The organism is Halanaerobium kushneri (assembly GCF_900156285.1).
In the GTDB taxonomy this organism is placed as follows: Bacteria; Bacillota; Halanaerobiia; order Halanaerobiales; family Halanaerobiaceae; genus Halanaerobium; species Halanaerobium kushneri.
In genome coordinates this window covers 13,960-29,134 of sequence record NZ_FTNC01000030.1, presented here as the reverse complement: position 1 = coordinate 29,134, position 15,175 = coordinate 13,960, and the positions used below count along the sequence as shown (strand labels likewise).

The window sequence follows — 15,175 nt, the reverse complement described above, 5'->3', positions numbered from 1 at the left end:
GGCAGATATATTTATTACAAACTGGCAGAAGGCTGTCCCAACAAAGAATTATTCTTTAAGGTACTGGATAATATACAGGGTTTGGGATTTATCTGAACCTGAATACTAAACTACCTTAACATATAGGGCCTGTAAAGTTTTAAAGACAAAAAGGAAGAACAGGGGATATCTATACCCGATTTTAATAGTAATTTTTACCATAATACCAAAAACAGATCTTTTTTAAGAATTCAACTCAAAAAAATATTTTTAAGTTCTTAAATCAGATGATTTTAGAGTTAAATAAAAGGAAAAATTTATTTTGTGGTTGCTATGAATAATTCAGGATAAACTTTATTACCACAGACCATTCCTGAGACAAAACTTGCCATAAATCCACTTCCACCAAGACTTTCAGCAACAAGATAAGAAGTTATAGCTACAAAAATTGACATAATTGGTGAAAAGTTTTTGAGAAATCCATAATCACTCTGAGAAATAAGAACTGTACCAAATATTCCAATTAAAAGTCCAATTCCAATTCCAAAACTGGTATCTTTCAAAAATAGAACAAAACTATGTTCTAAACTAAGATGTCCTGATGTAATCACACTTAAAAATGTAAAAAACAGTACTGAACCTACTGCATCATTAAAAGCTGACTCGCTGGATACAGTTTGTGCGACCTTCTTTTTGATTTTATACTGTTTAAAAATAGGAACAAGTGTTGCTGGATCTGTAGGAGAAATTATAGCTCCTAATAAAAGAGCAATGCTAAAAGGTATACCTAACAATAAATGAGATGTATAACCAACAATAAAGGTAGAAATTAAAACTCCAATCGTTGAAAGTAAAAATATTGTTACCCAGACTCTTTTTATTACCCTTATTTTAACCTCCCTACCACCAAGATAGAGAATAAAAGATGTTCCTACTGTTAAAATAAGTTTAACAGTCAGAGATCCATTTGCCACATTTAAAACATTCATTCCATACGGACCAAGCAAAATACCAACTAAAAGATAAAGAACAACATCAGGTAATTCAAATTTTTGTGCTATAGCACCGCCTACCATTCCACCAAAAAATATCAATGAAGCCATAAAAAATATTTCATGAACAATTTGAACATCCAATTTAATCACCTCTAAATATTATTAGCCCTTTTTTTGAATAACATATGAAATTATAACATAATAATTATAAGATTCAAAGTTAAATAATTTTATTTAATACCTGAATATTAAAAATCCCTCCCAAAATTATGGGAAGGATTTATTAATCAATATTTTTTTAATCAAATTTTAACCAAAATAGTCTATATAATCATCACTATCATTATTTTTTTTGTTTGACTTAATGCCAAATCCAAATGCAGCAATTTCAGCAAATTCATTTACAAATTTCTCAAACTTTCTCATAATTATCACCTCTTATAGTATTATAAAATTATTATTATCTATTATCTTATTGACGATAAATTGATTTTAACCAAAATAATCTATATATTCATCGGAATCTTTATCAATATTCTTAGCCAGACCAAATCCCATTACAGTCGCTTCTGCAAAATTATTAAGAAACTTTTCTACTTTACCCATTCTTATCACCTCTTATAGTATTTTAAAATTATAGGTTCTTTTAAAATTATAATTAAACTTTTACAACAAAATTATTATTTTCTATATCCTCTAGCCTTCATTTCTAATTCTGCCGCCTCAAAAATAAAATTTTTAACTTTTTTAAGCATCTTAGATCACCTCTTATTATTTTATAAAATTATAGGTCTTAGTTATTTATAACTTCTTAAATTGTTATTGAGTACATTATATCTAATAAAAATTATTATGATGTAAAGCAGTTAACAATTCAATAAATTAATATAAGCATTTAACTCAACTTTTCTATTCTGTCTCTATTTTATGATAAATAATTATAACTGAAAGTAAAACTGATTACAATTTTTAAAAACAAAAAAACACCCCGGCTAGACAGTCTATTTAATTAGATTGTCTAGCCAGGGATTATCACCTTAAAACTCTGTAGATTCTATAAATTATTATTAACTTTTTAGTATTTAATTTATTCTTCATCCTCTTTTTCAGCCAATTCTGCTTCCTGTTTGGCCTGCTTTTCAGCCTTAGCTTTTTCAGCCGCTTCTCTATCTATTTTTTCAACAATCCTATCAAAACGAGCTTCTGCTCTTTCTTCTGGAGTTAATTCTTCCTTTTCTTCTTTTTTACCATCTTTGTCTTCAGCTTCCAAAATATCATCATTAATTCTGGCTAAAGATACCACTCTATCATCTTCACCAACATTAATTATTTTAACTCCCATTGTATTACGACCTGTAGTTGATATTTCTGCTGCTGGAACTCTAATTATAATTCCATCCTGAGTTATAACCATCATTTCCAGGCTGTCATCAACAATTCTTGCTGCAGCCAGCTTACCATTTTTATCAGTAATATTAGCAGTAATTATTCCTTTACCAGCTCTATTTTGAATTCTATAATCAGAGATTGGAGTTCTCTTACCATAACCATTTTCGGTAATTACCAGCAGCTCTTCTCCGGCAGAATCTATACCCATATCAATTACCTGATCATCTTTTTCTAAGTTAATTCCTTTAACACCATAAGAATTTCTACCTACAGAGCGAACATCAGCCTCATTAAAATGAATAGCCTTAGCATTACGGGTAACCAGGAAGATATTTTCATCTTCTTCAATAATTCTAACTCCTATTAACTCATCATTTTCTCTCAAATTAACAGCAATAAGACCAGTGTAATTGGTATCATACTCTTCTAAAGCTGTCTTTTTGATTAAACCATTTTTGGTGGCCATAATTAAATAGGCATCTTCCGGGAATTCCTTGACTGGAATCACTGCATTAATTTTTTCTCCTTCTGCTAATTCCAGGAGATTGACAATTGCAGTACCCCTTGCCTGACGTCCTGTTTCCGGAATCTGATACCCCTTTAATCTGTAAACTCTTCCCTGATTGGTAAAGAATAAGAATTTATAATGAGTGGTTGTTGTAAAGATATTCTCCACAAAATCCTCTTCTTTTGTGCTGATACCTATTACACCCTTGCCACCACGGCGTTGGCTGCGGTATAAATCAAGCGCCATTCGCTTAATATAACCCTGATTAGTCATAGTTACTACAATCTGTTCCTCTTCTATTAAATCTTCTAATTCTAGATCAGTGGCTCTATTCATAATTGCAGTTCTGCGTTCATCATTATATTTATCTTTTATTACCATAATTTCTTCTTCAACTATTTCTAATAATTTTTCTTCATTTGCTAAAACAGAGCGATAATATGTTATTTTTTCCTGTAAATCTTTATATTCTGTTTCTATTTTATCTCTTTCTAAACCAGTCAGACTCTGGAGTCTCATTCTTAAAATAGCATTGGCCTGAGTCTCGGACAGATCATAATTTTCCATTAAGTTAACTCTTGCTGTATCAACTTCATCAGCATTTTTAATCATTTCTACTATCTCATCTATATTTGCCAGGGCAATCCGATAACCTTCTAAAATATGAGCCCGGTCTAATGCTTTGTCAAGATCATACTGGGTTCTGCGTCTGATAACTTCTTTTTGATGTTCTAAGTAATGTTCTAAGATTTCTTTTAAGGATAACACTTTGGGTTCTTTATCTACCAGAGCAATCATAATTACACTGAAGGTAACCTGAAGCCTGGAATGCTTAAATAATTGATTTAAAACTACTTTTGGAGTAGCTTCTCTCTTTAATTCAATTACTATTCTCATTCCATCACGATCTGATTCATCTCTAATATCAGAAATAGCATCCAATTTTTCATCCTTAACAAGCTCCGCTATTCTCTTAATTAAACGGGCCTTATTAACCTGATAAGGAAGTTCATCTACTATAATCTGTTTTCTATTTACTGATAGATCCTCTACTCTGGTCTTTGCTCTCACAGTTAACTTTCCACGACCATTTTTATAGGCTTTATAAATACTACCTCTTCCCATAATCTGGCCACCTGTAGGAAAATCAGGTCCCTTAATAGTCCCCATTAATTCTTTGGTTGTAATTTCAGGATTATTGATTAATTTAATAACTCCATCAATTACTTCGCCTAAATTATGAGGAGGAATACTTGTTGACATTCCAACTGCAATACCAGAAGTACCATTTACCAGTAAATTGGGAAATCTAGCCGGTAAAACTTCAGGTTCTTCCAGCGATTCATCAAAGTTAGGAATAAAATCAACTGTGTCTTTATTGATATCAGTCATCATCTCAGAGGCTATTGGAGCCATTCTGGCCTCAGTATAACGCATAGCTGCAGCTGAATCACCATCAATCGAACCAAAGTTTCCGTGGCCATCTACCAGCATATAACGATAAGAAAAATCCTGAGCCATTCTAACCATAGTATCATAAACTGCTGTATCTCCATGTGGGTGATATTTACCAAGTACTTCCCCAACTATACGGGCAGATTTTTTATGTGGTTTAGTATGAGTCATACCTAAGTCATCTAAAGCATATAAAATTCTTCTATGAACAGGTTTTAATCCATCTCTAACATCAGGTAAAGCTCTACCTACAATTACACTCATCGAATAATCCAGGTAGGAAGTTCTCATCTCTTTATCTATGTCAATTTTTTTAACTCTTGCTGCTTTTTGATCCAAAATATTTCACCAACCTTTAACTTATAATAAATTTATACATCCAGATTTTTAACTTCTCGGGCATGTTTTTGAATAAATTCACGTCTTGGAGCAACCTTATCTCCCATCAAGATTGAAAATGTTTCATCAGCCATAATTGCATCCTCAATATCTACCTGGAGTAAAATTCTATTTTCTGGATCCATTGTTGTATCCCAGAGCTGACCGGGATTCATCTCTCCCAGACCCTTATATCTCTGCATTGATACTCTATCTTTTCCTATTTCTTCAAGCAGCTCCTTAAGTGCTTTATCATTATAAACATATTCTTCTCTTCTACCCTTTTTGACCTTATATAAAGGTGGTTGTGCAATATAAATATTTCCATTTTCTAGTAAAGGGCGCATATATCGATAAAAGAAAGTTAAGAGCAAAGTTCTAATATGTGCTCCATCGACATCTGCATCAGTCATAATAATAATTCGATCATAACGAATATTATTTATATCAAATTCTTCTCCCACTCCAGTACCAATAGCAGTGATCAAAGCTCTAATTTCGTCATTATTTAAAATCTTATTTAAACGTGATTTTTCAACATTTAAAATTTTACCTTTAAGCGGTAATATAGCCTGAAACTCTCTGTCACGACCCTGTTTAGCAGAACCACCGGCAGAGTCACCCTCAACAATATATACTTCTGTATCATCAGCTTTACGCTTAGAACAGTCAGCAAGTTTTCCCGGTAGAGCAGTAGAAGTTAAGGCACTTTTTCTTCTGGTTAAATCTCTGGCTTTACGGGCAGCTTTCCTTGCCTGAGCAGCACTAATTGCCTTATCAATGATTGCCTTTCCTACTTTTGGATTTTCTTCTAAATATGTTTTTAAAAATGAAGAAACAGCAGAATCAACAAATCCTCTCATCTCACTATTACCCAATTTTGTTTTAGTCTGTCCTTCAAATTGTGGCTCAGATAATTTAACACTGATAATAGCAATCATACCTTCTCTTATATCTTCACCTTTAAGATTATCATCACCATCTTTTAAAATATTTTTACTTCGGGCATAATCATTAAAAGTACGTGTTGTAGCAGATTTAAATCCACTTAAATGAGTTCCACCCTCTTTTGTATTTATATTATTAGCAAAAGTATAAAGTGAAGTATTATATCCTTGATGGTACATAATTGCAACTTCTATTGATCCTTCTTCACCTTCATCTTCTATGTAAATTGGTTCAGAAAGAATTGGTTTTTTACTCTGTGACAAATATTCTACAAATGAAACCAGACCTCCATCAAAGTGGAATTCTTCTTCCTCAACTTCCTCCTGACGGGTATCTTTAATTTTAATTGTTGTTCCTTTATTTAAAAAAGCCAGCTCTTTTAATCTTTGGGCTAAAACTCTAAATTCAAAATCTGTTTCTTCAAAAATTAAGGGATCCGGTTTAAATTCAATTGTAGTTCCTGTACACTCACTATCACAGCTTCCTACCACCTGCAGCTCATGCTGAGGAATACCTCTTTCGTATTTCTGCTTATAAACCTTACCGTCTTTCCAGGCAATCTCAACTTCCATCCACTCAGTTAGTGCATTTACAACAGAAACCCCAACTCCATGGAGACCACCAGAAACCTTATATCCTTCTCCACCAAATTTACCACCAGCATGGAGAGTTGTCATAACTACCTCAACTGCTGGTTTATCAACTTTAGGATGAATTTCTACTGGAATTCCACGGCCATCATCCTGGACTTTTATTACATTGCCAGGTTTTATTTCAACTGATATTTCAGTACAATAACCGGCCATTGCTTCATCAATACTGTTATCAACTACTTCATAAACTAAATGATGCAGTCCTTCTATACTTGTAGAGCCAATATACATTCCCGGCCTTTTTCGTACTGCTTCCAGTCCTTCAAGCACCTGTATATGTTCTGCTTCATAATTACTTCTGTCCTTAATATCCATCAATATCCCCCATTTTCTTCTGTAAACTTATCAACTCTATCTCCAAGTGTCTTAGATGAGATCATTGAAAGATAAATTGTCTCTCCTGTTAACACAAAAGAACGGGGATTACCCCCGGAATAATCAACAATAAATCCTTCTTCATCAGAAATCTCCAAAAATTCTTCAGTTATCTCAGATGAAGTCGTACTCTCTAAATCACCAATTAATACTACTTCTTTTGATGGGATCATATAACCATCACCAAGATGTAAAAACATATGTCTAATTCACCCTCTTTTTTATTCTCCCCTTTTTAACCTGATAAACATTATAGGAGTTATTTTTAATTCCGGATAAATTTTCTCCATCTGTTGCTGTAATTATAGTCTGAATCTTATCAGCTATAATATTAATTAATGCTTTTCTTCTCAAACCATCTAATTCCGAAAAAACATCATCTAAAAGCAGGACTGGATATTCTCCGGTCTCTGATTTCATAAATTCCAGTTCTGCCAGTTTTAATGCCAGGGCAGCAGTTCTCTGCTGTCCCTGTGAGCCATATTTTCGCAGGTCCATTTCATTTACCTTTAAACTAATATCATCTCTATGAGGACCAATTACTGTATAACCACGAGATATTTCCTGATCACGTTTTGCAATCAGGCTGTCTATAAAAAGTTCTCTTAATTCTGCTTCTCCCAGTTTTTTAGAAAAATTATTTAAAGAAATATCATATTCCAGTTCTAAATTTTCTTTTCCCTCAGTTATCTTCCGCTGGGAAAGTCGAGCCAGAATTTTTAATTTATCAATAACTTCAATTCTTTTTAAAATGATTTTAGATCCAACTGCAGCCAGCTGTTCATCCCAGACTGAAAGCATTTCTCTATCAGTCGATTTTCTATCTCTAATTGATTTTAATAAATTATTTCTTTGTTTTAAAATATGATCATATTTACTTAAAAGATGATTATAATAGCGGCTTACCTGAGAAATTTCAAGATCAATAAATTCTCTTCGGTGAGAAGGACCCTCTTTAACCAGTTTTAAATCCTCAGGAGAAAATAAAACTGCATTTAAATATCCCAACAGTTCTTTTACTTTATCCAGAGGATTATCATTAATTTCAACCTGACGTCCACCTTTATCTAAACGCATGGCTAACTTTATTTTACCTTCTCTGCGCCTTAAAAGCAACTGAACAAGTGCTTTTTCCTGATCCCAGCTAATCATCTCCGAAGTAATACTGCTGCGATGCGAATTAGCTGTGGCCATTAAATAAATTGACTCCAGAAAATTAGTCTTTCCCTGACCGTTGGCACCTAAAAATATATTTAAATTTGGATTTAAATCAATCATCAGCTCTTCAAAATTACGAAAATTTCGGCAGAGAACTCTTTCTAAATACATTAATTATCCCCGACTTACTTTATATTTTTTATCTTCAGCTGTTAATTTAACAATATCTCCAGCTTTTAAAGTTTTACCCCTCTTTAATTCTATTTCTCCATTGACCTCTACTTCTCCTGCCTGAATTAGGTGTTTAGCTTCTCCACCACTCATTACAATATTAGCCCATTTCAAAAATTGATCTAAATTTATTGTATCACTTTTTATTTTTACTTCTTCCATTAATTTATTACCTCCTAATTTACAAAAAGTGTACCCCGTTAATAACTATCCACATATCAACAGAGCAGTACACTTTATTATTTTATTACGATTGTGACCGAACTGGCATAATTAGATAAATAAACTTATCCCCATCTTTTTGAGAATTTACAACAAGAGGATTTAATGGTCCTATCATTTCTATATTTATTTCTTCAGAATCCAATACTTTTAAAACATCAATGAAATAACCAGCATCAATATTGATTTTTTGATCTGGACCTTCTAGATCAATCTTAACTTCTTCGTGGGCATAGCCCGAACTTCCCTCAGCTGAATTAATTTCCATTAAGCCATTAGCTGCCTCAAGAGTAATAATATTTGCATCAAGTTTAGCAATTAATGATGCTCTTTTAACAGCTCCATGAAGTTGTGAGAGATCTGCCGAGAAATTACTATTTGACTCATCTGGAATAACCAGTTCATAATTTGGAAATTTTCCTTCTATTAAACGAGAAATAACTTCTATTCCAGCAAAAGTAAAACGGGCATAATTACTGTCAACTTCAACCTCAACGCTGCCTTCATCTTCCAGTAAATTATTTAATTCCTGAAGAGTAGTACCGGGAATAATAACAGCTATTTTTTCATTAACTGAAGTCTTAAGCGGTGCTTCAATAAATGATAAACGATATGTATTTGTAGAAACCATTTTAACCTTTTCAGATTCTACTTCAAATAAAGCTCCGGTTAAAGCAGGCTGAGTTTCATCTTTTGAAGTAGAAATTCTTACTTTTTTTATCATTTCCTTAAATTTATTAGCTGGTAATTCGAATTTTGCACTTTCCTCTACCTGGGGTAGATTAGGAAATTCATCTGGATCATAACCATTTATTTTAAATAAGGAATTGATACATTTAATCTGCAGCTGCCATTTATCCTGATTCAATTCTAAGTATACATCTTCATTTGGAAGTTCACGAATGATATTTAAAAATTGAGTTGCAGGTAATACAATAGCTCCATCACTTTCTGCTTTAACAGTTAAGTCGTATTTAATTCCAAGTTCCAGATCTGTTGACTTTAAAGTTAATTTATTATTTTTTAGTTTTAAAAAAATACCGGTCAAAATAGGTAAAGTTTGATTTTTAGCTACAGCTCTTCTTACTATATTAAGAGCATTGTATAAATCTTTTTGATTGATTGAAAATTTCAAGGTGTATCCCTCCAGATAAAAAGTTATTAACAGAAATCAAAATATATAATAATGGTTAATTTATTAATAAAACTAGTAGTAATAGTAGTAGGGGCTGTGAATAAGTGGATAAGCCCTGAAGTACTATTGAGAGCCTAATTTTGCCTGTAGATAAAATGTGAGTTGATAGGATAAGAGTTATCCACATATTAACAACTTAAATTTATTAACATATTATCAACAACCCACTTAATAATTATCCACAGATTTTGTTAATAGATAAATAATAGCTTAATTTATATAAAAATTATAGAGAAAAAAATAATTATATTAAATTTTATCCATGTTTTATGGTATCAATTAGTCTTTCAATTTTATTACTAAAATCATTTTCATTTTCTATTTTCTCTTTAATTTTATTGTGAGCATGTATTACAGTTGTATGATCTCTCCCTCCAAACTCATCGCCGATATGTGGAAGTGAAAAATCTGTTAATTCTCTACTTAAATACATTGCGATTTGTCGTGGGAAAGCTATATTTTGAGTTCTTTTTTTAGATTCCATATCTTCCATTTTTAAATTATAGTCATCAGTTATAATTTTTTTGATCCGTTCAATATTTACTTCAATTGATTCATTTTTCTTTTTATTAACCAGATCTTTTAAGGCTTCTCTTGCCAGATCAACATCGATTTCCCTGTCAACCAGCGAAGAATAAGCAATAACTTTAACCAGAGCTCCTTCTAATTCTCTAATATTGGATTGAATTTTATTAGCAATATAAATGACTACTTCATTGGGAATAGTCAGATTTTCAATATCAGCTTTTTTTCTTAAAATAGCGATTCTGGTTTCTAAATCAGGCTTCTGGATATCGGTAATTAAACCCCATTCAAAGCGGGAACGGAGCCTTTCTTCTAAAGTTGGAATTTCTTTTGGGGGACGATCACTTGATATAATTAACTGGCGATTTGATTCATGCAGAGTATTAAAGGTATGGAAAAACTCTTCCTGAGTTCTTTCTTTGCCGGCCAAAAACTGAATATCATCAACCAGTAGAATATCAATATTGCGGTATTTATCTCTAAAATCAACAGTAGAGTCATCTTTAATAGAGTTAATAAGTTCATTGGTAAAGGTTTCCGAAGAAACATAAACAACTTTATAGTCAGGGTTATTTTTAAGAATAAAATGAGCTATAGCCTGCATTAAATGAGTTTTACCAAGACCAACATCACCATAAATAAAAAGAGGATTATATGCCTTTGCTGGAGCTTCAGCAACAGCAAGAGAGGCTGCATGAGCAAAGCGATTACTGTTACCAACAACAAAAGTATCAAAAGTATATTTAGGATTAAAGCCATTTTGCTTTAATTCTGATTCTACATTATCTTCTTCAATATTTTCTTTAACTACTTCAACTTCCTGCGATTCATTTTTTTTATTATTATCATTCTTTTTTCTGTTTTCTTTAAACTTTTTAACTTCCTCAGGAGTCAAAAGTATTAAACTCCATTTATTGCCTGTCAAATTTTCTAAAATTTCTTCAATTAAATCAGTATACTGACTTTCTATCCATTCCTGAATAAAATTATTGGGTACCTGAAGTACCAGTTGATTTTCTTCGGTGGTCATTACTGCTTTAGTTTCTGAAAACCAGGTATTAAAACTGGGATTTGTAATTTTTTCTTTTATATTTTCTAAAGTTTTTTTCCAGATGTGATCTAGTTCTTTTTGCGAGAAAGACATAAAATACCTCCTGTAATTCTAAAAAAATTGTACTTAAGTTAAAGTTATCCCCAATCACAGGGGATAAATAAGGGTTTATCCACAGAATTGTGGACAAGATTAGATGTTATCAACAGAATAATGAAATTAAACTTTACTGTTAAAGCAGTAAAATCACTTTTTAAATCAAAAAATTAAATAAAAATTTGTTAATAAAAAGAGAAAAGATATCCACAAAGAATGATTGTTATTAACAGTTTGTGGATAAATAATTAAGAAATTGTGGATAACTTGCTGTATTTGACTAGAATTTATAGTTTTGTTGATTATTTTATAAACAGATTGTTAATATCATCTTAACTATTAGCTCAGGAATTAATAAAATATAATCCTAAATAACCATATTAATAATAACAGATTATCAACAAATTATCAACAAACCCTTGAAAAATTTATCTTGTGGATAAACCTAAAACTTCTTGACTCTACTGCCTAAATAGCATATAATTTTAAATGTATGAATAAAAAATTGTCTTAGTTGTGGATTATTTTAGCTGGAGGTTATTTGGTGGAGAGTCTTAAAAAAAATAAGGAGTTTAAAAAAGTATATGAAAATGGAAAATCATATGCAACCAGAAATTTGGTAATTTACTGCTTAAATTACAAAAAAGGTAAAAAAAACCGCTATGGTTTGTCAGTTAGCAAAAAGATTGGAAATGCTGTTGTTAGAAATAAGTTAAAAAGAAGATTAAGAGAAATTATAAGAGATTATGAAAAAGAAAAAGAATTTAAAGGTTATGATATAATTTTTATTGCCCGTAAACCAGTTGTTAATCTTGACTATCAAAGTTTAAAAAAAGATGTAAAAAAATTATATAAGAAGATGAATTTAATTTAAATTACATAAAAGTTTAAGAATAATTGATTTTATTTATCTAAATTTACATAATTATTATGATAATGATTATGAAACTGGTTAAATAAGGTGATAAAATGAAAAAATTATTTTTGTTTTTAATTAAAATCTATCAAAAGATTATTTCACCCTGGACGCCAAAAAGCTGTAGGTTTCGTCCTACCTGTTCCGAATATACGCGACAGGCTGTAAAAAAATACGGAGCCTTAAAAGGTGGTTGGATGGGATTTAAGCGAATTTTGCGCTGTCATCCTTTCAATCCCGGGGGATATGATCCGGTAGAATAGGAGGAATTTATTAAATGTTTGATTGGTTAATTAATGGAATGGCATATGCTCTAGATTTTATTTACAATATTGTCGGTAATTATGGGGTTGCAATTATAATTTTCACTCTGTTAATCAAGCTGGTACTATATCCTTTAACAGCTAAACAGACGCGTTCAATGAGAGAGATGCAGGAAATACAGCCTGAAATGCAAAAAATTCAGGAAGAATATAAAGAGGATAAAGAAAAGCAGCAGGAAGAAATGATGAAACTTTATCAGGAACACGGAGTTAATCCAGCTGCTGGCTGTCTGCCAATGATCGTTCAGATGGCTATTTTAATACCTTTATATAGGACAATTTTTGCTCTGGGAGATAAGATGGCAAATGAGGCTTTTTTATGGATAGGAACTATTACCAATGGGTCACTGGCTGAGCCAGACATTGCAATTGTTCTTTTAAATGCACTTGTTATGTTAGGTCAGACTTATATGACTCAAAAGATTTCTGGTGGAGAAGGCAAAAGCAATAAAATGATGTATTTGATGCCTCTCTTTATAGTATTTATTGGTTTCTCATTACCTGCTGGTGTCCTGTTATACTGGTTTACATCAACCCTATTTACTGTAGGTCAGCAGTATTTCCTATCTAAAGAACCTAGCAGAATCAAGGGGGATGCAGAATAAAAATGAAAAGCATAAAAGTAGAAGCTAAAAATGTCGAAAAAGCTGTAGAAAAAGCTCTAACTGAACTTGGAATTGCAAGAGAAAATGCTGAGATTAATGTTATAGATGAAGGAAGTAAAGGTTTATTGGGATTAATCGGAAATAAAGATGCTGTAGTTGAGGTAAAAGAAATTTTTGATCCTGTAAAAAAAGGTAAGGAGTTTTTAAAAAAACTCTTAGATAAGGCCAATATAAATGTTGATGTTGAAATTATGGGAGAAAAAAGTGATGATGAGCAGGTTGTTTACAACTTAACAGGGGAAAAAGAACTCGGTCTGGTTATTGGTCATCGAGGAGAAACTCTTGATGCAATGCAGTATTTGACTTCTATCTATATTAATAAAGAGCTGGAAGAATATTTTAGAGTTCTACTTGATGCTGAAGGTTATCGTGATCGCCGTCAGGAAACTTTGGAGAGATTGGCAGAGAGACTGGCTGCTAAAGCAGAAAGGAAACAGAGAAAAGTTGTTTTAGAGCCAATGCCACCACATGAAAGAAGAATTATTCATATTAAACTTAAAGAAAATAAAAATGTTAAATCATACAGTGAGGGGAAAGAGCCCTACCGTAAAGTTATGATAGAACCATTAGATAAGTAAAATTATCTAATATAAATAGTGAGCTGCATTATTTGGTGCAGCTATCAATAAAAAGAAAACAAAAGAAGCAAATGGCTTTTATCATTAACCCAGCAGGGATTTTCCCTGCTGGGTTATCTTTTAGGAGGTGTTGAGATTGGATATATTAAAAGAAGATACTATTGCAGCAATTGCAACTCCATTTGGTACAGGTGGTACCGGTAAAATAAGAATAAGTGGGCCTCAGGCCTATCAAATTGGAGATAAAATATTTAGATCAGTTAAAAAAGGAAAAAAGCTGGCTGATCAGAAAACTTATACAGCTCATTATGGAAAAGTTGTGGAACCAGAATCTGAGAAAATGATTGATGAAGTTGTAGCAATTATGATGAGAAAACCCCATTCATTCACCGGAGAAAATGTTCTGGAATTTGACTGTCATGGGGGAATGACTCCTCTGAGAGCAGTGCTTGACTTAAGCTTAAAATATGGTGCCAGACTGGCTGAACCGGGGGAATTTTCTCAGAGAGCTTTTTTAAATGGCAGGATTGATCTGGCTCAGGCAGAAGCTATAATCGAAGTAATAAATTCTAAAACAGAAAAAAGTCTGGATCTGGCTGTTGATCAGTTAAACGGAAAACTTTCCGAAAAAGTTGATCAGATAAAAGAGGAAGCTGTAGAAACTCTGGCTCATCTGGAAGCCGCTATAGATTATCCAGAGGATGAAATAGAGGGCTTCTCACCATCTGAACTCGGAGCTAGATTTAATTATATTAAAGAAGAAATAGAAAAGTTATTAAAAAGCAGTAAACAGGGTAAAATTTACAAAGAAGGTTTAAAAACTGTAATTGTAGGAAAACCAAATGTAGGGAAATCAAGCCTTTTAAATTATTTTTTAGAGGAAAAAAGAGCAATTGTTACAGATATTCCGGGGACAACCAGGGATGTTATTGAAGAATTTGTTAATTTGCAGGGAATTCCTTTAAAAATTATTGATACAGCAGGAATTAGAGAAACAAGTGATGCTGTAGAAAAAATTGGAGTTGAAAGAACAAGAAAGTCAGCTGAAAAAGCAGATCTGGTACTTTTTATGCTTGATATAAATCAGGGTATTACAGCAGAAGATAGAGAAATTTATAAATTAATTAAAGATAAACCACTGATTGTAATTGTTAATAAGACTGATCTGCCGGCTGTGATTGAAAAAGAAAAGATAGAGAATGAATTTTCTGAGCACAGTGTACTCTGGATATCACTTTTGGAAGAAGAAGGTTTAAATGAATTAAAAGATGATATTTTAGCAGAAATTCTTGATGAGGAAATTGATCTAGACGCGGAAGCAGTAATTACTCAGAGCAGACATCGTGATGCTCTGGTTAAGGCAGAAGAAGCAATTGAAAGAGTAATTGTTTCACATGAAACAAATATGCCCTATGATTTTTTAACAATAGATTTAAAGGATTGTCTGGATGGGCTTGGGAAAATAACAGGAGAAACTGTTGCTGATGACATTTTAGATAGAATATTTAATGATTTTTGTCTTGGAAAATAAATCT

At 32.1% G+C, this 15,175-nt stretch carries 13 protein-coding genes; 5 read left to right on the top strand and 8 right to left on the bottom strand.

Features of this window, described 5'->3' with window-relative positions; genetic code table 11:
- Window positions 1-296: 296 nt before the first annotated feature.
- The 8 genes from BW929_RS13555 to dnaA all read right to left on the bottom strand — a co-directional run bounded on the left by BW929_RS13555 (window position 297) and on the right by dnaA (window position 11,155).
- On the bottom strand, window positions 297-1,115 hold the full coding sequence (locus tag BW929_RS13555) for a cation:proton antiporter (RefSeq protein WP_076546027.1): 819 nt from the start codon (window positions 1,113-1,115) through the stop codon (window positions 297-299).
- A gap of 946 nt (window positions 1,116-2,061) precedes the next feature.
- Entirely contained in the window at window positions 2,062-4,668 is a 2,607-nt protein-coding gene (gyrA, locus tag BW929_RS13550; RefSeq protein WP_407645390.1) for a DNA gyrase subunit A, read from the bottom strand.
- A gap of 29 nt (window positions 4,669-4,697) precedes the next feature.
- Window positions 4,698-6,620: a DNA topoisomerase (ATP-hydrolyzing) subunit B gene (gyrB, locus tag BW929_RS13545; protein WP_076546025.1), complete on the bottom strand. Its 1,923-nt coding sequence runs from the start codon at window positions 6,618-6,620 to the stop codon at window positions 4,698-4,700.
- Window positions 6,620-6,880 carry an extracellular matrix regulator RemB gene (gene remB, locus BW929_RS13540; RefSeq protein WP_073157926.1) on the bottom strand — a complete coding sequence of 87 codons (261 nt, stop codon included), beginning with the start codon at window positions 6,878-6,880 and terminating at the stop codon, window positions 6,620-6,622. Before remB ends, gyrB begins: the two co-directional genes overlap by 1 nt.
- Before the next feature lie 4 nt (window positions 6,881-6,884).
- Window positions 6,885-8,009, bottom strand: a complete 1,125-nt coding sequence (gene recF, locus BW929_RS13535; protein ID WP_076546024.1) for a DNA replication/repair protein RecF — start codon at window positions 8,007-8,009, stop codon at window positions 6,885-6,887.
- 3 nt (window positions 8,010-8,012) lie between these two features.
- Entirely contained in the window at window positions 8,013-8,231 is a 219-nt protein-coding gene (locus BW929_RS13530; protein WP_076546023.1) for an RNA-binding S4 domain-containing protein, read from the bottom strand.
- Between the two features lie 85 nt (window positions 8,232-8,316).
- Entirely contained in the window at window positions 8,317-9,426 is a 1,110-nt protein-coding gene (gene dnaN, locus BW929_RS13525) for a DNA polymerase III subunit beta (protein ID WP_076546022.1), read from the bottom strand.
- A gap of 316 nt (window positions 9,427-9,742) precedes the next feature.
- Complete coding sequence (gene dnaA, locus BW929_RS13520) at window positions 9,743-11,155, bottom strand: chromosomal replication initiator protein DnaA (protein WP_076546021.1); 1,413 nt, start codon at window positions 11,153-11,155, stop codon at window positions 9,743-9,745.
- Between the two features lie 547 nt (window positions 11,156-11,702).
- Between dnaA and rnpA the strand changes: the two genes are divergently transcribed.
- The 5 genes from rnpA to mnmE all read left to right on the top strand — a co-directional run bounded on the left by rnpA (window position 11,703) and on the right by mnmE (window position 15,171).
- On the top strand, window positions 11,703-12,032 hold the full coding sequence (rnpA, locus tag BW929_RS13515; protein WP_076546020.1) for a ribonuclease P protein component: 330 nt from the start codon (window positions 11,703-11,705) through the stop codon (window positions 12,030-12,032).
- A 95-nt stretch (window positions 12,033-12,127) separates the two neighbouring features.
- Window positions 12,128-12,337 carry a membrane protein insertion efficiency factor YidD gene (gene yidD, locus BW929_RS13510; protein ID WP_076546019.1) on the top strand — a complete coding sequence of 70 codons (210 nt, stop codon included), beginning with the start codon at window positions 12,128-12,130 and terminating at the stop codon, window positions 12,335-12,337.
- A 14-nt stretch (window positions 12,338-12,351) separates the two neighbouring features.
- Window positions 12,352-13,002 carry a YidC/Oxa1 family membrane protein insertase gene (locus BW929_RS13505; RefSeq protein WP_076546018.1) on the top strand — a complete coding sequence of 217 codons (651 nt, stop codon included), beginning with the start codon at window positions 12,352-12,354 and terminating at the stop codon, window positions 13,000-13,002.
- Window positions 13,003-13,004: 2 nt separating this feature from the next.
- Window positions 13,005-13,640 (top strand): RNA-binding cell elongation regulator Jag/EloR, encoded by a 636-nt coding sequence (gene jag / locus BW929_RS13500; protein ID WP_076546017.1) that lies wholly within the window; start codon window positions 13,005-13,007, stop codon window positions 13,638-13,640.
- Between the two features lie 136 nt (window positions 13,641-13,776).
- Window positions 13,777-15,171 carry a tRNA uridine-5-carboxymethylaminomethyl(34) synthesis GTPase MnmE gene (gene mnmE / locus BW929_RS13495; protein WP_076546016.1) on the top strand — a complete coding sequence of 465 codons (1,395 nt, stop codon included), beginning with the start codon at window positions 13,777-13,779 and terminating at the stop codon, window positions 15,169-15,171.
- Window positions 15,172-15,175: the final 4 nt, after the last annotated feature.

Bases quoted from the DNA above. Each gene is read 5' to 3' on its own strand.
- yidD (WP_076546019.1), top strand. From the start codon at position 12,128: ATGAAAAAATTATTTTTGTTTTTAATTAAAATCTATCAAAAGATTATT.
- remB (WP_073157926.1), bottom strand. From the start codon at position 6,880: ATGTTTTTACATCTTGGTGATGGTTATATGATCCCATCAAAAGAAGTA.
- gyrB (WP_076546025.1), bottom strand. From the start codon at position 6,620: ATGGATATTAAGGACAGAAGTAATTATGAAGCAGAACATATACAGGTG.
- recF (WP_076546024.1), bottom strand. From the start codon at position 8,009: ATGTATTTAGAAAGAGTTCTCTGCCGAAATTTTCGTAATTTTGAAGAG.
- dnaA (WP_076546021.1), bottom strand. From the start codon at position 11,155: ATGTCTTTCTCGCAAAAAGAACTAGATCACATCTGGAAAAAAACTTTA.
- jag (WP_076546017.1), top strand. From the start codon at position 13,005: ATGAAAAGCATAAAAGTAGAAGCTAAAAATGTCGAAAAAGCTGTAGAA.
- BW929_RS13505 (WP_076546018.1), top strand. From the start codon at position 12,352: ATGTTTGATTGGTTAATTAATGGAATGGCATATGCTCTAGATTTTATT.
- BW929_RS13530 (WP_076546023.1), bottom strand. From the start codon at position 8,231: ATGGAAGAAGTAAAAATAAAAAGTGATACAATAAATTTAGATCAATTT.